The organism is Microbacterium bandirmense, from assembly GCF_037204185.1.
Lineage (GTDB): Bacteria > Actinomycetota > Actinomycetes > Actinomycetales > Microbacteriaceae > Microbacterium > Microbacterium bandirmense.
This window is the reverse complement of record NZ_JBBDGM010000006.1, coordinates 207,048-228,431: the sequence shown is the minus strand read 5'-3', so window position 1 is coordinate 228,431 and position 21,384 is coordinate 207,048. Positions and strand designations below refer to the sequence as shown.

Annotated in this window: 17 protein-coding genes and 2 pseudogenes; 11 read left to right on the top strand and 8 right to left on the bottom strand. The window is 69.0% G+C overall.

The window, feature by feature from the left end:
• Positions 1-46: 46 nt before the first annotated feature.
• The 3 genes from pgi to WDU99_RS09165 form a co-directional block, all read right to left on the bottom strand.
• On the bottom strand, positions 47-1,726 hold the full coding sequence (gene pgi, locus WDU99_RS09175) for a glucose-6-phosphate isomerase (RefSeq protein WP_337332147.1): 1,680 nt from the start codon (positions 1,724-1,726) through the stop codon (positions 47-49).
• A 33-nt stretch (positions 1,727-1,759) separates the two neighbouring features.
• On the bottom strand, positions 1,760-3,979 hold the full coding sequence (locus WDU99_RS09170; protein ID WP_337332146.1) for a hypothetical protein: 2,220 nt from the start codon (positions 3,977-3,979) through the stop codon (positions 1,760-1,762).
• A 163-nt stretch (positions 3,980-4,142) separates the two neighbouring features.
• Entirely contained in the window at positions 4,143-5,030 is an 888-nt protein-coding gene (locus WDU99_RS09165) for a LysR family transcriptional regulator (RefSeq protein WP_337332145.1), read from the bottom strand.
• Between the two features lie 112 nt (positions 5,031-5,142).
• On the opposite strand from WDU99_RS09165, the gene WDU99_RS09160 reads away from it, so the two are divergent.
• From WDU99_RS09160 to WDU99_RS09115, 10 genes are all read left to right on the top strand, one after another.
• Entirely contained in the window at positions 5,143-6,741 is a 1,599-nt protein-coding gene (locus WDU99_RS09160; RefSeq protein WP_337332144.1) for an ABC transporter substrate-binding protein, read from the top strand.
• Positions 6,742-6,762: 21 nt separating this feature from the next.
• Positions 6,763-7,779, top strand: coding sequence for an ABC transporter permease (locus WDU99_RS09155; protein ID WP_337332143.1), 1,017 nt, complete (start codon positions 6,763-6,765; stop codon positions 7,777-7,779).
• Positions 7,776-8,672 carry an ABC transporter permease gene (locus tag WDU99_RS09150; protein ID WP_337332142.1) on the top strand — a complete coding sequence of 299 codons (897 nt, stop codon included), beginning with the start codon at positions 7,776-7,778 and terminating at the stop codon, positions 8,670-8,672. Before WDU99_RS09155 ends, WDU99_RS09150 begins: the two co-directional genes overlap by 4 nt.
• The gene (locus tag WDU99_RS09145) at positions 8,669-9,628 is read left to right on the top strand and encodes an ABC transporter ATP-binding protein (protein ID WP_337332141.1); all 960 of its coding nucleotides are present in this window, start codon (positions 8,669-8,671) and stop codon (positions 9,626-9,628) included. The genes WDU99_RS09150 and WDU99_RS09145 overlap by 4 nt, the downstream gene beginning before the upstream one ends.
• Positions 9,628-10,455 carry an ATP-binding cassette domain-containing protein gene (locus WDU99_RS09140; protein ID WP_337332140.1) on the top strand — a complete coding sequence of 276 codons (828 nt, stop codon included), beginning with the start codon at positions 9,628-9,630 and terminating at the stop codon, positions 10,453-10,455. Before WDU99_RS09145 ends, WDU99_RS09140 begins: the two co-directional genes overlap by 1 nt.
• The gene (locus WDU99_RS09135; RefSeq protein WP_337332139.1) at positions 10,452-11,624 is read left to right on the top strand and encodes a serine hydrolase domain-containing protein; all 1,173 of its coding nucleotides are present in this window, start codon (positions 10,452-10,454) and stop codon (positions 11,622-11,624) included. The genes WDU99_RS09140 and WDU99_RS09135 overlap by 4 nt, the downstream gene beginning before the upstream one ends.
• Before the next feature lie 24 nt (positions 11,625-11,648).
• Complete coding sequence (locus WDU99_RS09130) at positions 11,649-12,488, top strand: sulfurtransferase (protein ID WP_337332138.1); 840 nt, start codon at positions 11,649-11,651, stop codon at positions 12,486-12,488.
• Positions 12,489-12,529: 41 nt separating this feature from the next.
• Complete coding sequence (locus tag WDU99_RS09125) at positions 12,530-12,925, top strand: PLDc N-terminal domain-containing protein (RefSeq protein ID WP_337332137.1); 396 nt, start codon at positions 12,530-12,532, stop codon at positions 12,923-12,925.
• A gap of 141 nt (positions 12,926-13,066) precedes the next feature.
• Positions 13,067-13,669: a helix-turn-helix domain-containing protein gene (locus tag WDU99_RS09120; protein ID WP_337332136.1), complete on the top strand. Its 603-nt coding sequence runs from the start codon at positions 13,067-13,069 to the stop codon at positions 13,667-13,669.
• Positions 13,666-14,928 (top strand): MFS transporter, encoded by a 1,263-nt coding sequence (locus WDU99_RS09115; protein WP_337332135.1) that lies wholly within the window; start codon positions 13,666-13,668, stop codon positions 14,926-14,928. Before WDU99_RS09120 ends, WDU99_RS09115 begins: the two co-directional genes overlap by 4 nt.
• A 7-nt stretch (positions 14,929-14,935) precedes the next feature.
• On the opposite strand, the gene WDU99_RS09110 is transcribed toward WDU99_RS09115, so the two are convergent.
• The 3 genes and pseudogenes from WDU99_RS09110 to WDU99_RS09100 all read right to left on the bottom strand — a co-directional run.
• On the bottom strand, positions 14,936-15,910 hold the full coding sequence (locus WDU99_RS09110) for an epimerase (RefSeq protein WP_337332134.1): 975 nt from the start codon (positions 15,908-15,910) through the stop codon (positions 14,936-14,938).
• Positions 15,907-16,527: a DUF4166 domain-containing protein gene (locus WDU99_RS09105; RefSeq protein ID WP_337332133.1), complete on the bottom strand. Its 621-nt coding sequence runs from the start codon at positions 16,525-16,527 to the stop codon at positions 15,907-15,909. Before WDU99_RS09105 ends, WDU99_RS09110 begins: the two co-directional genes overlap by 4 nt.
• 51 nt (positions 16,528-16,578) lie before the next feature.
• Positions 16,579-17,586 (bottom strand): annotated as a pseudogene (locus tag WDU99_RS09100) (ROK family protein); the annotation flags it as partial.
• A 57-nt stretch (positions 17,587-17,643) separates the two neighbouring features.
• On the opposite strand from WDU99_RS09100, the pseudogene WDU99_RS09095 reads away from it, so the two are divergent.
• Positions 17,644-18,183 (top strand): annotated as a pseudogene (locus WDU99_RS09095) (sugar phosphate isomerase/epimerase family protein); the annotation flags it as partial.
• Between the two features lie 42 nt (positions 18,184-18,225).
• Here the strand turns inward: WDU99_RS09095 and WDU99_RS09090 are convergent.
• Together WDU99_RS09090 and WDU99_RS09085 are read right to left on the bottom strand one after the other, a co-directional pair.
• A complete protein-coding gene (locus WDU99_RS09090; protein ID WP_337332131.1) occupies positions 18,226-19,527 on the bottom strand; it encodes an exo-beta-N-acetylmuramidase NamZ family protein in 1,302 nt (433 codons plus the stop codon).
• 4 nt (positions 19,528-19,531) lie between these two features.
• On the bottom strand, positions 19,532-21,322 hold the full coding sequence (locus tag WDU99_RS09085) for a glycoside hydrolase family 3 protein (protein ID WP_337332130.1): 1,791 nt from the start codon (positions 21,320-21,322) through the stop codon (positions 19,532-19,534).
• Positions 21,323-21,384 lie beyond the last annotated feature (62 nt).

Here is a 21,384-nt window from a genome sequence, read left to right as displayed (position 1 = left end):
GCGCTTCCGGTCGCACCCGACGCGTCAGCCAGAGGAGCGCCGCAGATCAGCTGCGGTGCTCCTGGTAGTACGCCAGCAGTGCCTGGGTGGACGGGTCCTGAGCGGCGACAGCATCCGCGTCGCCGCCGATCGCGGGCGCGATCTGCAGCGCGAGCTGCTTGCCGAGCTCGACACCCCACTGGTCGAACGAGTTGATGCCCCAGATCACACCCTGGGTGAACGTGATGTGCTCGTACAGCGCGATCAGCTGACCCAGCACGGCCGGGGTCAGCGACGGCGCGAAGATCGAGGTCGTCGGGCGGTTGCCGCTGAACGCGCGCGCGGCGACGAGCGCGCCCGTCGTGCCCTCGGCTTCGACCTCCTCTGCGGTCTTGCCGAACGCCAGCGCCTTGGTCTGCGCGAGGAAGTTCGCCAGGAACAGCGCGTGCACGTCCTGTCCGTCGTCGCTGAGCGGATACGCCGGGTTCACGAACGCGATGAAGTCGGCTGGGATCAGGCGGGTGCCCTGGTGGATGAGCTGGTAGAACGCGTGCTGGCCGTTCGTGCCCGGCTCGCCCCAGAACACCTCGCCGGTCTCGGTGGTGACCGGCGTTCCGTCCCAGCGCACGGACTTGCCGTTGGACTCCATGGTGAGCTGCTGCAGGTAGGCGGGGAAGCGGCTCAGCTGCTGGGCGTAGGGGAGCACGGCGTGGGTCTGCGCGTCGAGGAAGTTCGTGTACCAGACGTTGAGCAGTCCCATCAGCACCGGCACGTTGCGTTCGAGCGGCGTCGTGCGCACGTGCTCGTCGACGGCGTGAAAGCCGGTCAGGAGCTCACGGAACGCGTTCGGTCCGAGCGTGATCGCCAGCGACAGCCCGATCGCCGAGTCGACGGAATAGCGCCCGCCGACCCAGTCCCAGAAGCCGAACGCGTTGGCCGGGTCGATGCCGAACGCGGCGACCCTGTCGAGCGCGGTGGAGACCGCGACGAAGTGGTGGGCGACCGCATCGGTGCGGCTCGCGTCGTCGTCGGCGATGGCGTCGGATGCTGACAGCCCTGCCCACAGCCACTCGCGCGCGAGGCGCGCGTTGGTGAGGGTCTCGAGGGTCGTGAAGGTCTTGGACGCCACGATGAACAGCGTCGTCTCGGGGTCGAGGTCAGCGGTCTTCTGGGCGATGTCCGTCGGGTCGATGTTCGACACGAAACGCGCCTGGATCCCGGCATCCGCAAGCGGCTTGAGCGCCTCGTAGACCATCACCGGTCCGAGGTCGGAGCCGCCGATGCCGATGTTCACGACGTGCGTGACCTTCTTGCCGGTCACGCCGCGCCACTCACCCGAGCGCACGCGCTCGGCGAACACCGAGAGTGCGTCGAGCACCTCGTGCACGTCGTGGTCGATGTCCTGCCCGTCGACGACGAGAGGGTCGGATGCCGGCGCCGGGCGCCGCAGTGCGGTGTGCAGCACCGCGCGATCCTCAGTGGTGTTGATGTGCTCACCCGAGAGCATGGCGGCGTACCGCTCGGCGACACCGGTCTGCTCGGCCAGCCGCACGAGAGAGCCGAGGATCTCGTCGGTGACGAGGTTCTTCGACAGGTCGACGTGCAGATCGGCCAGCGGCAGCGAGAGCCGCTCCGCGCGGGCGGGATCATCGGCGAACCAGCCCCGCAGATCGGGCGAGAACCCGTCGCGAGCGGACGACAGCTCGGCCCAGGCCGGAGTGGTGGTGGGATCGATCGGCGCGGTCATGATCCCACGTTAGCGGGCGGGTGAGCGACCTGCTCAGGATTCGACCATGCGCACGTCGTCTATGACGAAAGAGGTCGTCTTCGAGTAGTCCTCGGTGCCGGTGAACGCGAGCGTGACCGTGGAGCCCGCGTACGCGCCCAAGGGCACACGGACCATCGTGTACTCCTGTTCATCGAGGTTGCTCCATGTGCGCAATGGCGTCGTCGTGCCCTGTCGGGAGACCGTGAGCTTCAATGTGTCGTACGCGATCGGAAGGGTCTCGGAAGTGGTGATCCGCAGCCAGAACTCCAGCGCAGCATCCGCGCAGCCCGCGGGGATGTCGACGACCTGAGAAAGCGTGTCGGTGTTCCCGTAGCCGAAGCCGTTCAGCCATGCCTTCCACGAGCCGCTGTGCGGCGGCTGCAGAGATGAGCGGGAGTCGACGACGGCATGAGTGGCACTCCACGGGGTGGCGCTGCCGGTTTCGAAGCCGCCGTTTCCGATGACGCCGTCGAGATCGCAGTCGGGGTCGGGGGTGGGCGTGGGCCCACCGGTCATCGGGGCGAGCCGGTTCGACTGCACCACGGCGGGCGTCCACACGAATTCGCTGTTGTCGCTGAAGACCCAGTACGTCGAGCCGTTCGGCATCATCGCGACGGTGATGCCGCCGAAACCCGACATGAAGGGCACCGTGAATTCGGATGTGAACGAGGCGTCATCCGACGAGGAGAAGTCCTTCGCCCATACGGCGGCGTTGTATCGCATCCCTGTCACGCCGGTGACGGCGAGGCCCCGATCTGCGGTGTCGCGCTGCATAGCGGCGTCCAGCAGACCGGGATGCAGCAGCTGGACACCGTCTGCTTGTCCGCGGTGAGGCCCGATGAGCTGAGCGAGCTTCGCGATCGAATCCTGTGTCCAGAACAGTCCGTAGCAGCCGAACGCCGCGCCGGCGGGGGAGTTGTCCGTGCGCAGGGTGGTCAGCGAGTCGGCGCCGATCCCGGCGGGGATCAGCACTTCATCGCGCAGCATCCGGAACAGGTCTGCGGTGGATCCCTCCTGCTCGCGGAGAACGGCCTGCATGGCCTGCACGGCGAGGTACGTGTCGGAGGTGTGGTACACCCAGGTCGTTCCCGGAGCGCTCTTTCGCGGGAAGGAGAGCGCAGTGGCGGTCTTCTGCGCCTCGGATTCAGCGAGGAAGAAGTTGCTCATCGTGCTGCCGGCCTCGTCGACCTCGTATCCCGCTGATGTGTAGTTGCCGGTGGCCATGTCGAGCGCATCGCGGATGGTGACGTCGCTCCATGCCGGCTTCGCCGCGGCCTGTGGGATGTGATCGGTGATCAGCTCATCGGCGACTTCGGGCCCGTACTTCTGTGCGAGCCGGAGCAGGGCCAATGTGCCGAAGGCGGTCTTCGCGGTCGAGTAGGACGGCATCAGCACCTCGCTGCAGAACGGGTGCGCCCCTGCGCGGGTGGGGCAGTCCGCGACGTAGTTGACCCCGTCGTAGACGAAGCCGAGTCCGGTGCGAGCCGAGGGGGTGATGCCGGCTCCGAATGCGGAGACGTCGATCCCGGCGGCCGGGTAGTCGGACGCCAGCTGGGAAAGGGGACGCGTGGGAAGGCGAGAGGCCAGCTCATCGGAGAACGCCGCGCGCACCGCATCTGCCTCCGGCACACTCGTCTGCGCGAGGGTCACCGGCAGTTGACCCCACATGTCGAACTGGAAGTACTCGCAGGTCTCACTGGTGATCTGGTAGCGAAGTTGCGAGGTCTGCGAATCGGAGAACAGGAAGGTCAGCAGTCCGTTGTGCGTGCAGTTCGCGTTGCGTTCGATCAGTGAGAAGGGCAGCGCGGCCCGGGTCAACGATCCATCAGCATTCTCGTTCCACACTCGGCCGACTCCGAGCGCCACGTTCCACACGCTGCTTCCCGTGATCTGCACGCCTCGTTCGACAGGGATCAGATAGCTGCCGTTCTGGACCAGGGTGGCCGAGAAGTCCGGAAGGTGCCGCACCTGCGGGTTCGAGGCATAGCCGTACGGATCCTTCACAGACGCGAATCCACCGACGGCTGCCGCATCGGCGATCGTCAGGGTGCCCTCGAATGTGGATACGGGGTTCGCCGCGCGATCGGGCAGACCGAACGCCTCGCTGTCGACAGCGCCGGTGGGAGTGCCGGTCTGCAAGTGTGCGGCGGTGAGCACGGTCCGAGTCACCGCGCCGTCGCCGTCGAGCGGGCCGAGGCCGTCGGCCGCGACGGCGGTGACGTCGGTGGTCATCATCATCCCGCCTGCCACGGAGATGGCGGCGAGAGAAGCAAGGAGCCGAAGCGCACGCATATGATCCTCCTCGATCGATGTGCGCTCTCAGTCTGGAAGGCAGGGAGATTCTCGTCCAAGGCCCGTTCCGTCTCTTCGCGATGCCTCGCGGGCATCCGAGTCGTCACCGTTTCGCCTGCGGATACAGCTCTGCGACGAAGTCGCCGAGCTCGTGAAGGCACTGGCGGATCCGCGCGGCGGCGAAGTGGTTGTCGTCCCAGACGCCGTACAGCGTGATGGCCAGATCGCCGTCCGGCGTCCCGATCGGAACGGTGCGCAGACCGTAGCGCGAGTCGTCGGAGAGGACGCAGACCCCGCGACCTGCGGCGGCCAGCGCCAGTGCGAGCGACGAGGACTCCGTCTCGACGGCCGGCGTGTACGAGAGCCCTGCCGCGGTGACGGCGTTGTCGAACATCTGCCGCACTCCGTGCGCTCGACTGAGCACGATCAGCGGCTCCGCGAGCAGCGCCTGCAGCGGGAACGCGTCTACGTTCGCGAAGGGGTGGTCCGGGTGCACCTGCGCCCAGAGATAGGCATGCCCGACGACCTTTGACCGGAACTCCGCCGGCGGCACGCGAGTGCCAACGGCGAAGTCCGCGTCGCCCCGTGCGAACCGGTCGTACACGTGCTGAGGCAGCGACTCGACGACGTTGTCGATGGGGCCGTGCGCACCCTGCGAGACGACGAACGGGGCGATGATGTCGGTGACCGTGGTGGTCGCGGATGCCACGGTGAGACCCGCTCCGGCGCCTGAGGCGATCGCCTGCACCGTGGTCGTCGCGCGGGCGGCGTGCGTGAGCAGATCGCGGGCGACGGGAAGGAACGCCCGACCGGCAGGGGTCAGGGTGACCCCGCGGGGAACGCGATCGAACAGCACGAACCCCAGGGATTGCTCCAGCCCGCGGATCTGGCGGCTCAGAGAAGGCTGGGCGACGCGCACCGCCTCGGCGGCACCGTGCATCGTGCCGTGCTCGCACACCGCGACGAAGTAACGCAGCAGCCGCAGATCCATGCGATGCCTCCAAGGTATCGAAACAGTGAAAATCAAGTATTGGTGAGTCTCGCATGATTGTCCATACACTGGCCATGCCCCGCACCGGGGTTCCCCTTCCCTGGAGGTAGACATGGTCGTCACCCGAGCTCGTTCCCGCCGACTCGCCGTCGTGGGGCTGGTCGCAGCACTCAGCGTCGCCGGCCTCGCCGCGTGTTCGCCGGACAGCGGCGCACCGGCGCAGGCAGACACCGGCATCCTGACCGTCGCCGCATCCGCGGCGGTGACGACATGGGACCCCGTCTCGTCGTTCTCGACCGAGGCCCTGTACATGGGCAACCTGTATGAGCCGCTCCTGTGGAAGAACCCCGAGGGAGCCGCCGAGGAGTTCACGCCCGCGATCGCCGAGAAGTGGGAGACGAGCGAAGACGGCCTGACCTGGACGTTCACGATCCGCGACGGCGTGACCTTCCACGACGGTGAGACGGTGGATGCTGCTGCCGTCGTCGCCAGCATCGAGGCCGCACGCGAGCGCGCCGGCGCCTCGTTCATCTGGGCGCCGTTGGACAGCGTCGAGGCCACCGACGACCTCACGGTCGTGATGCACCTGAAGTACTCGGCGCCGATGGACCTCGTGGCGGCATCCACCTACGGGGCATGGATCGTGTCGCCCAAGGCGCTCGAGGCCGCGGCCCAGGACGAGAAGTACTTCGAAGCGGGCGTCGACGCCGGCACCGGCCCGTATGTCCTCGACAGCTATGAACCAGGATCCAAAGTCGTCCTGAAGGCATACGAGGACTACTGGAACGACGACAAGGCGCCGAACTACGACATCGTCGACATCTCGATCACACCCGACGCCGTCACGGCCCAGCAGATGCTCACCGCCGGCGAGGTGGACTTCGCCACCACCGTGCCGCTGGAGAACGTCGAGTCGGTGGCCGAGCAGACGGGAGCCACCGTGCGCACCGCGAACTCGCCGTTCAACTACCTCGGCTACTTCAACACCCTGCGCGCGCCGCTCGACGATCCGGCCGTGCGCCAGGCGCTGAGCTACGCCGTGCCCTACCAGGACCTCATCGACGTCGGAGTGCAGGGCTTCGGCACCCAGGCGCACGGCCCGGTGCCGAAGGGCATCTTCCCGTACTCCGACAGCGTGCCGCAGTACACCTACGACCTCGAGCGGGCGAAGGAGCTGCTGGCCGAGGCCGGCCACCCCGACGGCTTCACTCTCACGCTCAGTTACGCCTCCGAGAACCCCGCCGAAGCCCGCTTCGTGCCGCTGATCAAGGATTCGTTCGCCAAGATCGGCGTCGACGTCGAGGTGACCGCCGAGCTGTTCAACCAGCAGTGGGAGAAGGCCAAGGCAGACCCGCAGAACGCCCAGGACATCTTCATCGTCTACTACTGGCCGACGTACAGCGATGCCGGCTCCGACAACCTCTACTCGCTGTTCCACTCCAGCGAGGAGCCGTTCTTCAACCTCAGCTACTGGAACAACCCCGAGTACGACGCGCTGATCGAGAACGCCGGCACTCTGACCGGCAGTGACCGTGACGCGGCGCAGGCGGAGTACGAGAAGGCGATGGGGATGCTGTACGACCAGGCACCGGGACTCTACCTGTTCGACGCCCAGGTGGTCACGGTGGTGCCGGAGGATCTGAAGATCGGTCAGTTCAACGAGAACTACCCGTTCACGACGTTCTTCGCCCCCATCGAACCCGCCGCGTGAGTCGGGGCTGAGGACGACAGCATGTGGAGATTCCTGGCGCGCCGGGTCGGAACCGCCGCCCTCGTGCTCCTGGTGATCACGATCATCGTGTTCGTGCTCACCAGGGTCATCCCCTCCGACCCGGCGGTGGTCTACGCCGGCCCGAAGGCGCCGCCCGAAGAGCTCGCCCGCATCCGCGAGAAGCTCGGCTTCGACCGCCCGCTTCCGGTGCAGTACTTCGAGTACCTGGCGGGGCTGCTGACCGGCGACTGGGGTGATTCGCTCTCGACCAAGCGACCGGTGCTGCAGGAGCTCGCTTCCCGGTTGCCCGCCACCCTTGAGTTGCTGTTCGCCGCGATGCTGCTGGCGACAGTGGTGGGCATCGTCCTCGGCGTGATCGCCACTCGCCGGCCGGGCGGTGTGGTGGACGGCATCATCCGCGTCATCTCGATAGGCGGTGTCTCGGTTCCCGCGTTCTGGCTGGGGCTGCTCCTGCAGGTGCTGTTCGTAGGACGACTGGGCATCCTGCCCGCCACGGGGCAGTTCTCCAAGCAGATCGAATACACGAGCCCCATCACCCACGTCACCGGTTTTCCCCTGTTCGACAGCCTGATCACGGGAAACTACGTCGCGTGGACGGATGGGCTCGCCCACCTGGTCCTGCCCGCGATCACCCTTGCCGCCTATCCGCTGGGCCTGATCGCCCGCATGACACGCGCCTCGATGCTCGAGGTGCTCGGCCAGGACTACGTGTTCACTGCCAACGCGTACGGTCTGCGCGAGTTCATGGTCCGCTGGCGCCTTGCGCTGAAGAACGCGCTGCCGTCGACGATGACGATCATCGGCCTGGCCACGGCGTACGCGCTGACCGGCACGTTCTTCGTCGAGGTGGTGTTCAACTGGCCCGGCATCGGACAGTTCGCCAGCTCTGCGATGCTCGCCGTCGACTACCCGTCGATCATGGCGATCACCCTGCTGGGTGCCTTCGGCTACCTGGCGGCGAACCTCGTCGTCGACGTGGTGCAGGCCCGGCTCGACCCGAGAGTGAGGATCGCATGACCGCGACGACGACACTCAGCCCGCTGCCCCTCCCCGCACGGGACACATCCGCCACACGCCTCTGGCGTGTGCTCAGAACGGACTGGCTCGCAGCATCCGGCCTCGCCATCGTGCTGCTGATGATCATGCTCGCCCTGTTCGGCGAGTGGATCGCGCCGAACCCCGCTCAGGGGCTCGGACAGACGGATGTGACCACCCGGAGCCTGGCTCCTTCGCTCACACACCTGATGGGCACCGATCAGCTCGGTCGCGACATCCTGTCCCGCGTCATCATGGGGGCACGCCCGGCGATGGTCATCTCGATCGTGGTCGTGCTGCTGGCTGCCCTGATCGGCATTCCCCTCGGCGCGATCGCGGGGTATCGCGGTGGGTGGCTCGATGACCTGCTCATGCGCATCACCGAGGTCTTCCAGGCCTTCCCGCCGCTGCTGCTGGCCATGGTGACCGTGGCGATCCTCGGTCCGAGCCTGTTCAACGCGGGCCTCGCGCTGGCGATCTGCTGGTGGCCCTGGTACGCGCGGCTGGTCCGCGCTGAGGCGCGCTCACTGCGCGAGCGCCCGTTCATCGAGGCGTCCAGAGCCATCGGCGTGCCCACCTGGCGTATCCTCACCCGGCACATCCTGCGCAACTGCATGACACCGGTGCTCGTGCAGGCGACCGTCGATGTCGGTGCGGTCATCCTCGCGGCCGGCTCACTGGCCTTCCTTGGGCTCGGCGCGCAGCCGCCCTCGCCGGACTGGGGCCTGATGGTCGCCGAAGGGCGAGGGCAGATCTTCACCGCGTGGTGGATCTCGGCCTTCCCCGGTCTGGCGATCTTCGCCGCGGTGCTCGGCTTCAATCTGCTCGGCGATGCGCTGCGCGACTTCTTCGACCCCAGGCAGGTGAAGCGATGACCGAGTTGCTGAGAGTGGACGAGCTGGAGATCGCGTTCGCGGAGCGCGGTCGGCTGACCAATCGGCCGCTGCGCGGGGTGTCCTTCACCATCGGCGCCGGCGAGGTGCTCGGGGTCGTCGGTGAGACCGGCTGCGGCAAGAGCCTCACCGGGCTCGCCGTGCTCGGGATGCTGCCGAACGGTGCGCAGCCCGGTGGGCGGATCGTGCTCGACGGCGTGGAGCAGGACCTGGCGACTCCGTCGCCGGCGCGCGGTGACATCGTCTCGATCGTCTTCCAGAATCCCGGCACCGCCTTCAACCCGGTCTTCACCCTCGGCACGCAGCTGCGCATCGTGGCACGACGGCATCGTCGGATGAGCACCGCTCAGGCGCGCGAGCGCATCCTGGAGTACTTCGACCACGTCGGTCTGCCCGACCCGGTGCGGGTGTTCGACAGCTATCCGCACGAGCTCAGCGGGGGCATGCTGCAGCGTGTGATGATCGCGATGGCGCTGCTCAGCGAGCCGCGGCTGCTCATCCTCGATGAGCCGACCACTGCGCTGGACGTCACCATCGCGCGGCAGATCCTGCAGCTCGTGCTGTCGCTGCGAGACCGGTTCGGGTTCGGCGTGCTGCTGATCACGCACAACCTCGGCATCGTGCAGGAGGTCTGCGACACGGTCGCCGTGCTCTACGCGGGCCGGGTGATCGAGACCGGCCCCAGCGCCGAGGTCCTCACCCGCCCCGCTCATCCGTACACGCGTGGTCTGCTCGGTGCGCTTCCGTCGCGGCACCGCGACGGCGGAGCGCTCGAGGCGATCCGCGGCAGCGTGCCGGCGAACCTGCTGATGGTGTCCGGCTGCGCCTTCGCCGACAGATGCCCGCGCGTGCAGGAACGCTGCCGCGCAAGCGACCCGTCGCTGGAGCCGGTCGGCTCCTTGCACGAGGCCGCCTGCCTGCGATTGGGGGAGGAATGATGGATGCCACGGCCACGGACGCCCTGGTCATCGAGGACATGGTCAAGATCTACCGTTCGCACAGGACCGAGGTCAGAGCCGTCGACGGCGTCAGCCTGCGGGTCGCCGCCGGGACCACGTTCGGACTCGTAGGGGAGTCCGGTTCGGGGAAGAGCACGATCGCGCGATGCGCCCTGCGTCTCGTGCCGCCGACATCGGGGCGGTCGATGATCACCGGCGAGGACCCGGCGACGCTGCGCGGCGGAGCGCTGCGGCAGTTGCGTGCGCGCACGGGAATGGTGTTCCAGAATCCGATGGCGGCGTTCGACCCGCGGATGCGCATTCGCGACTCGGTCGCCGAGCCTCTGCGCACTCATACGCGGCTGGGAGCAGCCGAGGTCCGCCGCACCGTCGACGCTCTGCTCGATGAGGTGGGGCTTGCGGCTTCGCATGCCGATCGCCTGCCGCATCAGCTCTCCGGCGGGCAGTGCCAGCGGGCGGGTGTCGCCCGCGCCATCGCCACGTCGCCCGCCCTGGTCGTGCTCGATGAGCCGACCAGCGCTCTGGACGTCTCCGTGCAGGCGCAGGTTCTCAACCTGCTGCAGCGGCTCAAGCGGGAGCGATCGCTGAGCTTCCTGCTCATCTCCCACGACCTCGACGTCGTGCGGTACATGAGCGACGAGGTCGGGGTCATGCGGCGCGGAGCCCTCGTCGAGCGCGGATCCGCCGACACCGTGCTCTCGGAGCCGTCGCACGACTACACGCGTCGTCTGCTCGCATCCATGCCACCCGCGCCGGGCGTCGATCCGGCCGTTTCCGACCGCGCTGAGAGGAGCCTCCTGCCGTGACCGACCTGACTTTCGCGGGACCACGCACCCGCGTGTCCCGCTACCCGGATGCCGAACGACAGCCGACGCTGGACACCTGGCAGGATGCGCCGCACAGCAAGTGGGCGTTCGCGCACGTCTCGGAGTACGTGCCGACCGCCGTCATCCGCCAGACGCCGGTCGATCGCGCCGGCACGTCGAACCTCGCCGCACTCGCCACTGTCGGCGATATCGGCGCGCGTCTGGAGGCGTCGCATACCGACGCCTTCCTCGTCGTGCGCGACGGTGAGCGCATCGCCGAGTACCGGCGGCCGGGGTTCGGGGAGCGTGACGGGCATCTGCTCATGAGTGTGTCGAAGTCGCTGTGCGGCATCGTGGTCGGCACGCTCATCGACGACGGTCTCATCGACGCCGCCGAGACCGTGAGCGTGTACCTCCCCGAACTGGCGGACTCCGCCTACGGCGATGCGACGGTGCAGCAGGTGCTGGATATGACCGTCGCCGTCGACTACGACGAGAACTATCGTGACGAGCGTTCGCACGTGCAGGCGCAGGACCGCATCGCCGGCTGGCGAACCCGCCTCGCGACGGATCCGGAGAACACGTACGACTTCCTGCTGCAGTTGCGCAAGTCGGGATCGCATGGGCGCCGGTTCCAGTACTGCTCGGCCGACACCGATGTGCTCGCCTGGCTCATCGAGTCGGTCACGGGCAGCCGGTACGCCGATGTGCTCGCCGATCGGCTGTGGCAGCCACTCGGCTGCGACCACGACGCATCGATCACCGTGGATGCTGCGGGATTCGCCTTCGCCAACGGAGGCATCTCCTGCACCGCCGGCGACCTCGCGCGCGTGGGGCGCCTGATGCTCGCCGGAGGAAGGATCGATGGACGCCGGGTCGTGTCGGCCGACTGGGTCGCGTCGACCATGGCCGGCGGCGACGTGGACGCGGTCCAGGATCTGATCATCCAGGACGTCCACCCGAATGTCTCCTACCGCAACCAGTGGTGGTCGACCGGCAACGAGCGCGGCAACGTCTACGCCGTCGGCATCCACGGGCAGTACATCTGGCTCGACCCGCCGACCAGCACGGTGATCGTGAAGCTCTCCTCGTGCCCCGAACCGGTCACCGCGGACTGGAACGCGCTGCACGCCACGCTGTTCCGGGACGTGTGCGCCGCCGTCGGGTAGTCCCTGGGCACTACCGTGGGTGTCATGACCGACACCGTTCATCCGCTGATCACCGTCGATGAGCTGCGCGATCGCCTCGGGGAGCTGCACCTGCTCGACGCGCGCTGGCAGCTGGGTCGCGACGACGGCCACGAGCAGTACCTCGCCGGACACATTCCGGGTGCTGTCTTCATCGACGTCGAGGGCGACCTGTCGCGGCACGGCGAGCCCCACGAGGGACGCCATCCGCTGCCCTCCGACGACGCGCTCGCCGCGGCCGCACGACGCTGGGGAATCCGCGACGGCGTGCCGGTCGTCGTCTACGACGGTGCGCGGATGCTGTCGGCTTCGCGCGCCTGGTGGGCGCTGCGCCGTGCCGGTCTGGCCGACGTGCGGGTGCTCGACGGCGGGTGGCAGGCGTGGCTGGCAGCCGGCGGTGAGAGCGAGACCGGCGAGGTCGTCGCACCGGCCGGTGACGTGACGCTCGGCTCACCGGGCGACCGCGGGGTCATCGACACCCGGTCCGCAGCGTCGTGGCCGGACGCCGGAGTGCTGATCGACGTTCGTGTCGCCGAGCGCTATCGCGGTGAGACAGAGCCGATCGACCCGATCGCCGGGCACATCCCGGGTGCACGGAACCTGCCGATCGGAGAACTGCTGACCGCGGACGGACGGTTCACTCCGGCATCCGACATCGCCGCCGCATTCGACGACGTCGGTGCCACGGCCGATACCCCCATCGCGGCGTACTGCGGGTCGGGGATCACTGCCGCACAGTTCGCACTGGCCGGCGCGGTCATCGGGCGGCCCGTGACCGTCTACCCGGGCTCGTGGAGCGCCTGGTCGAACACCGAAGGGACTCGGATCGCCACCGGCGATGACTGAGAGCGGAGCGCACGCGGTCACCGCCGGGATACCCTGAGAACATGCCGTTCCTGTTCTCGCTGATCACCATCGGGCTGATGGTGTTCGCCGTCGTGGACATCATCCGCCGTGACGACTCCGAGGTGCGGTACATGCCGCGATTCGTCTGGCTGCTGCTGGTCGTGCTGCTTCCGCTGCTGGGCAGCATCCTGTGGTTCGCGCTCGGGCGGGTGTACCCGGAGGGCGGCATCCGCATAGGACGCCCGGCACGGGAGACGACCCGCTCGCGCCCGTCGGCGCCCCCAGCGCCGGTGGTGCCGATCGACACGCGCACCACCGAGCAGCAGATCGCCGATCTCGACCGCGAGATCGAGGAATGGCGACTGCGCGAGGAGATCGAGAAGCGCAAGAAGGAGCGCGAGGGTCCTTCGGCGAGTCCGAGCTCTCAGGACGAATAGACCCGGCGCTCGTTCGGCAACCGCTGCCGACCCCGACGGACAGAGCCCGCACGAAGAGGGCAGGTGCTGCCGGCGTCTGCGCATGCACAGAACCTTTGCAAAGGACTTGTGCATACGTCACAGGCATGTCACGCTGGCTGCATGAGCGACGCGGAACAGGGCGGCATCAGACTCGACGAGCGCCAACTGCGGGCGCTCGCGCATCCGCTGCGGGCGCGCATCCCCGGGCTGCTGCGCATCGGCGGCCCTGCAACGGCCACCGACCTCGCCCGGCACCTCGGCACGAACTCGGGCGCCACGAGCTACCATCTGCGTCGGCTCGCCGAAGTGGGGCTGGTGACCGACACCGGCGAGGGAGTCGGGCGACGCCGCGAATGGCGGGCCACCAGCGGCTTCCACTCCTGGGTGCCATCCGACTTCGACGATCGCCCTGATGCTGCCGCTGCCGTGGGCTGGCTGCAGCGCGCGTACCTGCGTGAGTTCGTCGAGCGTGCCGAGCGGTGGGAGAATGCCGCGCCGGAGTGGCCGAAGCGATGGCGGGACAGCCTTGGACTCAGCGACACGTTCGTCGAGGTGACGCCGACGCAGGCGACCGCACTCCGCGAGGAGCTGAACGCCCTCTTCGCCCGCTATCGGGCGGCCGGCACCGGATCACAGGATGCCCTGCGGCTGCACATCACGACGCACGCGGCACCGCTCGCGCTCACCGCAGCTGCCGCTCACCCCGACGACGATCGTCCATGACGATGACGACTCCGGCTCTCACCCGACGCCAGGCCGAACGACGGTTCGTGCTGCTCACGGCCGTGCGCTGGCTCCCGGTCGGTCTCACCATCGGCATGACCGTGCTGCTGCCGCTCGAGCGGGGTCTCGGCCTCGCCGAGATCGGCGTGCTGCTGTCGGTGCAGGGATTCGTCGTGCTCGGACTGGAACTGCCCACCGGCGGGCTGGCCGATGCCATCGGTCGCCGACCGCTGCTGCTGGCGGCATCTGCGCTCGCCGTGGCCTCGACCTGCGTGTTCCTGCTCGCAGAGTCGTTCGCCGTCTTCGCGATCGCGCTCGTGCTGCAGGGGGTGTTCCGCGCGCTGGACTCCGGCCCGCTGGAAGCGTGGTTCGTCGATGTCGCGCTGGCCGACGATCCCGATGCGCCGCTGGATACGCCGCTCGGGCGCGGGGCGGCGGCGCTCGGGATCGCGATCGCCGCCGGTGCGGCAGCGGGCGGAGCGCTGGTGGCCTGGCATCCCTTCGCCGCGATGTCGGCGTTGGTGCTGCCGTTCATCCTCGCGGCGGCCCTGTATGCGGTCTCGGGTGTTCTCGTGGCGATACTCGTTCGCGAGCCGGCGCGCGCCCGCGTCACGCTGAGGTTCGCTGTGCGGGAGACGCCCCTCGCGATGCGGGGCGGCGTCCGCCTTCTGCGCGGGTCCGGAGTGCTTCGCGCGCTGGTGCTGGTGGAGGTGTTCTGGAGCATCGCGATGATCGCGTTCGAGTCGCTGACTCCGATTCGCCTCGCCGAGCAGCTGGGCGCCGAGAGCACGGCGGCGGCCGTGTTCGGACCCTCATCGGCCCTGGCCTGGGGGCTGTTCGCGGTCGGCTCCGCGTCGGTGCCGCTGCTGCGCAGAAGGCTCGGCACGGCGGGCGCCGCCATCGCGATGCGTGCGGTGAACGGGCTGTTCGTCGTGCTGATGGGCCTGGCCGCCGGTCCTGCCGGGCTGCTGATCGGGTACGGACTCGCCTACCTCACGCACGGCGCCGCCGGTCCCGTGCACAACGCGCTGCTGCACCGGCAGAGCGGGCCGCAGACGCGGGCGATGGTGCTGTCGATGAACTCGATGATCGCCGGCGGCTCGTACAGCCTCGGGCTGCTCGTGCTCATGCCGCTGGCCGAGGTGACCAGTCCCGCAGTGGCGATCGTCGCAGCCGGGGCGTTCAGCGTCGTCGGCGCCCTCGGGTACCTGCCGGCCCTGCGACAGGAACGGAGCGGTCCCGTCGCCGAGAACACATGAGCGGCGGTCAGGCGACGGTCGAGGTGGTGGTCGAGGCCGAGAACGAGGCCTGCAGCGCCCCGTCCAGGTCGGGATGCTGGAACTCGTATCCCGCGTCGAGCAGCCGTTCGGGCAGCACCCACCTGCTCTTCAGGATCAGCTCCGTCTCGGTGCGGATGCCCAGGGCGCCGATCTCCAGCATCCATCGAGGTGTGGGCGGGCCGAAGCGCACGCCGAGCGTGCGACGCACGGCGGCCATGAATGTGCGGTTGTCGACGGGGTTCGGCGTCGATGCGTTGACAGGTCCCTCGAGCTGCGGATTCTGCTCGAGGAAGTCGACGATGCCGAGCACGTCGTCGACGTGGATCCAGCTGAACCGCTGACGCCCGCCGCGGGCACCAGGCAGGTGCGCCGTCCCTGCGGCGCGCCGCGCGTTCGACACCGGCCACCGGCCGTCGAGCTGCGTGCCACCGAGACCCAGCCGCGCGAGCGCGCGCAGCGGGCCGAGCACACCGGCATCGCCCAGCACGATCGCCGAGCGCAGCGCCACCCGGCGGGTGTGCGGCAGATCGTGCTCGTACAGTGCGTGCTCCCAGGCCTTCGCCACCTCGACCGAGAAGCCGGTGCCGATCTCGCCGTCGGCCTCGGTCATCGGGCGGTCCTCGGCGTGCCGGTAGATGGTCGCGGTCGAGGAGTTGACCCACAGCGACGGGGGAGCGGATGCCCGGGCGATGGCCGTGCCGAGTGCCGCGGTCGTGTCCAACCGCGAGGCGAAGATCTCGGCGCGGTTCGCCGGCGTGTAGCGGCAGCTGACGCTCTTGCCGGCCAGGCCCACGACCAGCGCCGCGCCGTCGACGGCCGCGTCGATGCCGGCCCGGTCGTCCCAGCTCAGGTCGGCTCCCGAGCGGGAGATCGTGACGAACTCGCGTCCCTCCGCACGGTACTTCTGCTGCAGATGCCGGCCGATGAACCCCGTCGATCCGCCGATCACGACCCGGCTCACGCGCCGGCCTCGTGGATGCCATAGGTGAACGTGCCCTCGTACTCGTAGATGCGGCCGATCACCGGCATGTCGACGGTGAGCGCCACCCGCTGATGTCCGGCACGCTTCTCGGCACTCTCGCGCAGCCTCACCACGGGCGCGATCGGCTTCGGAAGCCGGATGCGCACGCGACCGAGGCGGATGCCCACCGACCGGCTGCGCAGGGCGAGCGCGTCACCGTCGACGGAGACGTCGAAGACGACGGCCAGCGTCACCGGCTCGCCGAGCTGATCGAACACGCGGCCATGTGCCGTGGAGCCGGCCGAATCGCGCATCGTCCAATCGCCGTCGGGAAGGTGCAGGGTGCGCTCGCCGACCACGCGGCTGGCGACGCTGAGGTTGCGCACGGTGAACGGCACGTCCTGGTGCCAGCACGCGTGGACGACACCGTACTTCTGCAGCCACCGCAGTGCCGGCCACAGCCACCGGCGGGGCGTGCCGATGCGCGAGAAGGTGCCCTCGCCGACGCCGACATGTCCGGAGGGGATCGCCGAGAAGTAGGTGCGCAGCGCCGGGTGCAGCTGTGTGCGCTGTCCGCCGAGGGCTCTCAGATACGGCGAATGCGGGACGTGTTCCACACTTCGAGACTATCCCGAAGCGCTGTCGTCACCGCGGCTGCGGCCGTCGGATCAGCCGATGGCGGCGATGCGCGCGTCGACACTCGCGGGCGAGAGCACGTGACGCGCGACCATGATCGCGGCACCCAGCACACCGGAGTGCTCGCCGGCCTGGCTCTGCACGATGGTCAGGTGCTGCGTGGCGAGGGGGATCGAGCGCCGGTAGACGACCTCGCGCACGCCGGCGAGCAGGTGCTCTCCGGCGCGGGCCACGATGCCGCCCAGCACGACGACCGACGGGTTCAGCAGGTTCACGACCGTGGCGAGCACCTCGCCGACGTCGCGCCCCGCCTGTCTGGTCGCCTCGATCGCGGCGGGATTGCCGGCGCGAACGAGGTCGGCGACATCGGCGCTGCCTGCGGCGTCGATGCCCTGTGCGCGCAGCACGGCGGCGATCGCCGTGCCGCTCGCGATCGCCTCCAGGTCGCGGTCGTCGCCCGGGGGGCGGGTGCTGTCTGCGGCGCGGGGCACCTGCACATGACCCAGATCGCCCGCTGATCCCTGTGCGCCGCGCTGCAGCTGTCCGCCGCTGATCAGGCCGGCGCCGATGCCGGTGGCGACCTTGATGAAGATCAGATCGCGCGTGTGCGGCCACGACGTGGCCTGCTCGCCGACGGCGAGGATGTTCACATCGTTGTCGACGAGCACCGGGACATCGAAGCGGCGCTGCACGTAGCCCGGCACGTCGAAGCGGTCCCACCCCGGCATGATCGGCGGGTTCGTGGGCCGGCCGGTGGAGTGCTCGACCGGCCCCGGGAGTCCGATGCCGACGCCGAGCAGCGGCAGTCCTGTGCCGGCGAGCAGATCGCCCCCATCATCGAGCAGCCGGTCCAGCAGCGGCTCGGGACCGTCGCCGATGTCGATGCGCCGGGTGAGCGCGTCGAGAATGCTGCCGGACAGGTCGGCGATCGCGACCGTGGCGTGCGTCGCACCCAGGTCGATCGCCAGTGTCACGCCGGCGCGCGGATTGAACGCGAGTCGCGCGGGAGGGCGTCCACCGGTGGAGACCGCCTCTCCGGCGGCTGGCTGGGGGCGCGCGAGGCATCCAGGATGCTCGCCCGCGACCCGGCCACCGCCGAGGACTTCGCCGCGCGGTGGAATCCGATCCTCGACGTGTTCGACGGCGAGGGCGTGCGCTTCGCGCACGAGGTGCACCCCAGCGAGATCGCCTACGACTACTGGAGCTCGGTGCGCGCACTGGAAGCCATCGACCACCGGAAGGCGTTCGGCTTCAACTGGGACCCCTCGCACATGATGTGGCAGAACATCGATCCGGTGGGCTTCATCTGGGACTTCCAGGACCGGATCTATCACGTGGACTGCAAGGACACCAGGATGCGGCCGCACAACGGCCGGGCCGGGGCGCTCGGCTCGCACCTGCCGTGGGGCGACCCGCGCCGCGGCTGGGACTTCGTCTCGACAGGGCACGGGGACGTGCCCTGGGAGGACGCCTTCCGAGCCCTGGACGCGATCGGCTACACAGGCCCCATCTCGATCGAGTGGGAGGATGCCGGCATGGACCGGCTGCACGGCGCGGCGCAGGCGGTCGAGTACGTTCGCTCGCTGCTGTGGCCGCAGCCCGCCGCATCCTTCGACGCGGCGTTCTCGAACCAGTGAGGCAGCGCGGGCGCCGAGCCATGACCGGCGCCCGCGCCACGGTCAGTGCCGCGGACCCCCGTACAGCAGGTAGGGCCGGGTGTCACGCACGAACTTCTTCAGCTCGGGCTGCCAGGCGGCGATGATCTCCTCGGCGGAGGCGCCGGCCTCGAGCTGCTCCTGGAACCGACCCGAACCGGTGAGCAGGCCGATCCACCGGCCACCATCACCGCGCCAGGAGAACTCCGGATAGATCCGGCGCGCCTCGACGAGCATGTGGGTGGCCACCTCGATGGCATCCACCTTCTCGGCATCCATGATGTGCACCTGCACGCCCGCACAGACCTCGCCGGCGTTCTTCGAGAACGTCGGCGTGAAATACGCCTCGCGGAACTCGACGCCGGCCAGCCTCTTCGCGTCGAGCGCCTCAGCCCACCGGTGATCGAGGTACGGCGCGCCGATCAGCTCGAACGGGCGCGTCGTGCCGCGCCCCTCCGACCAGTCGGTCGCCTCGACCAGACCCGTGCCCGGGTACAGCGTCGCGGTCTGCGGCGTGGGCATGTTCGGCGACGGCGGGATCCACCGGTCGGCCTGATCGGGGCCGACCATCTCGCGGCGCCAGCCCTTGACCTCTACGACCTGCAGATCGGTGAGCTTCTGCTGCCCTGCGCGCTCCATGAACGTCGCGTTGAAGAACAGCGCCAGCTCACCCACCGTCATGCCGTGCTGCTGGGCGATCTCGAGCAGACCGACGCCCGACGTGTACCCCTCCTGCAGAACGGGACCGCGTGCGCGGCCGCCGAGCGGGTTGGGGTGGTCGAGCACGACGAACCGCAGATCGCCGACCTGGGCGGCGGCCTGCATCGCCGTCCACATCGTCCAGATGTAGGTGTAGAACCGCACTCCGACATCACGGATGTCGAAGACGACCGTGTCGACACCCGCTGCGGTGAAGAAACCGGCCATCTTCGCCACGTTCGCACCGTACGCGTCGTAGACGGTCACACCGGTGCGCGGATCGATGAACGTCTCCTCGGCCTCACCGGCCTGCGCGGTGCCGCGGAAGCCGTGCTCGGGGCCGAACACCGCGGCGAGATCCACGCCCTTCGCGTGCATGTCGTCCACGATGCTGGTGAAATCATCCAGCACACCGGTCGGGTTGGTGATGATGCCGACCTTGCGTCCGGCGAACATGCGCCAGCCGTCGGCGGCGGCGATGTCGGCACCGGTGCGCAGTCGGCGACCCCGACCGGATGCTGCCGCCGGCGCGCTCGCGAGGGCGGAGCCTCCGGTGGCGGCGACGCCGGCAGCGGTGGCCGCCGCGACACCGGCGGCGCGGAACACTCCTCGTCTGCTGATGGTCATGCGATCACCACCCCAGTCCGTGGCCGAAGGGGTACAGGATGTCACCCGAGTCGTCTCCGGTGCGGATGTCGACGGGCAGCTGGCCTCGCGGAGTGATCTCACCGGTGATGACCTTCGCGAGCGACGCCAGGGCAGGCGCGGCGTACGAGTACGTCGCGATGAAGTTGTCGACGCCGGGCAGCTGGTTGATGTCGTACGGGTTGCGAACGCCGGCGACGACCAGGTGGGTCTCGGCGGCATCCAGCGCCGCGACCAGATCCTTCTGCCTGCTCGTGGCGGTGACGCCGTTGGTGAGCACGATCGTGACGTCGCTGGCGGCCGCCGCAGCGGACGCCTGGTCGATCAGCGCCGCAGACGGAGCAGTGCCGGTGGGAAGGGTCGTGACCTCGGCGCCGCGGGCGGTCAGTTCGGCGGCCAAGGTGCGTCCGGTGACCTCGCCGTAGCCGGTCACGAGCACCGTCCTGCCGTCGACGGCGACGGGAAGCGTCCCGTCGTCGTTGCGCACCAGCGTCGTGGTGCGGTCGGTGATCTTCTCGGCTGCGCGCAGGCTGGAGTGCTTGCCGACGGTCTTCATGACCTTGTCGACCCGGACGGTGGGCTGCTTGATGACGCCCTGGTGGTACTTCATCTTCAGGATCCGCTCGACGGCCTCGTCGATGCGGTCTTCGGTGAGCCGCCCGGAATCGAGTGCCTCGTCGATCGCCTGGTACGCCTCCTGCGGGTCGGCTGGCAGCAGCAGCTGGTCGACGCCGGCCTCGATGGCCCGTACCGCGACCTCGCCGTCGCCGTACTTCTGCCGCACCGCGGCCATCTCGAGCCCGTCGGTGACGATGACGCCCTCGAATCCGAGCGCCTCGCGCAGCTGACCCGTGATGATCTTGTGCGAGAGCGTCGCCGGGTCGCCGCTGTCATCGAGCGCGGGCACGACGATGTGGGCGGTCATGATCGAATCGACGCCGGCCGCGATCGCGGCTTCGAACGGCGGCGCGTCGATCCGCTGCCACTCCTCGAGCGTGTGCGTGATCACCGGCAGGCCGGTGTGCGAGTCGGTGGCGGTGTCGCCATGACCGGGGAAGTGCTTGGCGGTCGCGACGATCCCGGCATCCTTCTGATATCCGCGCACCGAGGCGGCGGTGAGCTCGGCGACCAGACCGGGGTCGGATGAGAAGCTGCGCACGCCGATGACGGGGTTGTCGGGGTTGACGTTGACGTCGGCGACGGGGGCGTTGTTCTGATGGATGCCCATCGCCAGCAGCTCCTGGCCGGTGATGGCCGCGGCCTTGCGTGCGTCCTTCGCACTGCGCCCGGCGCCGAGTGCCATGTTGCCAGGGAAGAGCGTGGCGGGGGAGCCGATGCGGGTGACGAGCCCCTGCTCCTGGTCGGTGCTGACCAGCATCGGGATACCGGCGCCGGAATCCATCGCGGCATCCTGCAGCCCGTTCGAGAGGGTGGCGACCTGCGTCGGGTCGACGATGTTGTCGCGCGCCGAGAACAGGATGAACCCGCCGGGCTCGTACTCGGAGACGATGTCGGATGCCGTCGCTTCGCCGTACAGCGCGGTGTTGCGCGCATCGGCCGCGTCGGCATCAGGACCGTAGGCGAACAGGATGAACAGCTGGCCGACCTTCTGCTCGAGGGTCATGTGCTTCATGGTGCGGTGCGCGTACGCCTCGGCCGCACGCTCTTTGCCGGGCGGTTTCGGGGCAGCCGACGCGGCGGCCGCCGGGGCGAGCGTCGCCGTGAGCGACAGTGCGGCGGCGAGAGCCAGCGCGCGATGGACGGGGCGTTTCAGCATGACGTTCTCCTCGTTGAGATTCGTCCCCAGCTCGTCCCCAGACGTGCTGGTCAGCCTAACAA

Bases quoted from the DNA above. Each gene is read 5' to 3' on its own strand.
- WDU99_RS09085 (WP_337332130.1), bottom strand. From the start codon at position 21,322: ATGCTGAAACGCCCCGTCCATCGCGCGCTGGCTCTCGCCGCCGCACTG.
- WDU99_RS09150 (WP_337332142.1), top strand. From the start codon at position 7,776: ATGACCGCGACGACGACACTCAGCCCGCTGCCCCTCCCCGCACGGGAC.
- WDU99_RS09115 (WP_337332135.1), top strand. From the start codon at position 13,666: ATGACGATGACGACTCCGGCTCTCACCCGACGCCAGGCCGAACGACGG.
- WDU99_RS09145 (WP_337332141.1), top strand. From the start codon at position 8,669: ATGACCGAGTTGCTGAGAGTGGACGAGCTGGAGATCGCGTTCGCGGAG.
- WDU99_RS09090 (WP_337332131.1), bottom strand. From the start codon at position 19,527: ATGACCATCAGCAGACGAGGAGTGTTCCGCGCCGCCGGTGTCGCGGCG.
- WDU99_RS09155 (WP_337332143.1), top strand. From the start codon at position 6,763: ATGTGGAGATTCCTGGCGCGCCGGGTCGGAACCGCCGCCCTCGTGCTC.
- WDU99_RS09120 (WP_337332136.1), top strand. From the start codon at position 13,067: ATGAGCGACGCGGAACAGGGCGGCATCAGACTCGACGAGCGCCAACTG.
- WDU99_RS09165 (WP_337332145.1), bottom strand. From the start codon at position 5,030: ATGGATCTGCGGCTGCTGCGTTACTTCGTCGCGGTGTGCGAGCACGGC.
- WDU99_RS09130 (WP_337332138.1), top strand. From the start codon at position 11,649: ATGACCGACACCGTTCATCCGCTGATCACCGTCGATGAGCTGCGCGAT.
- WDU99_RS09160 (WP_337332144.1), top strand. From the start codon at position 5,143: ATGGTCGTCACCCGAGCTCGTTCCCGCCGACTCGCCGTCGTGGGGCTG.
- WDU99_RS09170 (WP_337332146.1), bottom strand. From the start codon at position 3,979: ATGACCACCGACGTCACCGCCGTCGCGGCCGACGGCCTCGGCCCGCTC.
- WDU99_RS09125 (WP_337332137.1), top strand. From the start codon at position 12,530: ATGCCGTTCCTGTTCTCGCTGATCACCATCGGGCTGATGGTGTTCGCC.
- WDU99_RS09140 (WP_337332140.1), top strand. From the start codon at position 9,628: ATGGATGCCACGGCCACGGACGCCCTGGTCATCGAGGACATGGTCAAG.
- pgi (WP_337332147.1), bottom strand. From the start codon at position 1,726: ATGACCGCGCCGATCGATCCCACCACCACTCCGGCCTGGGCCGAGCTG.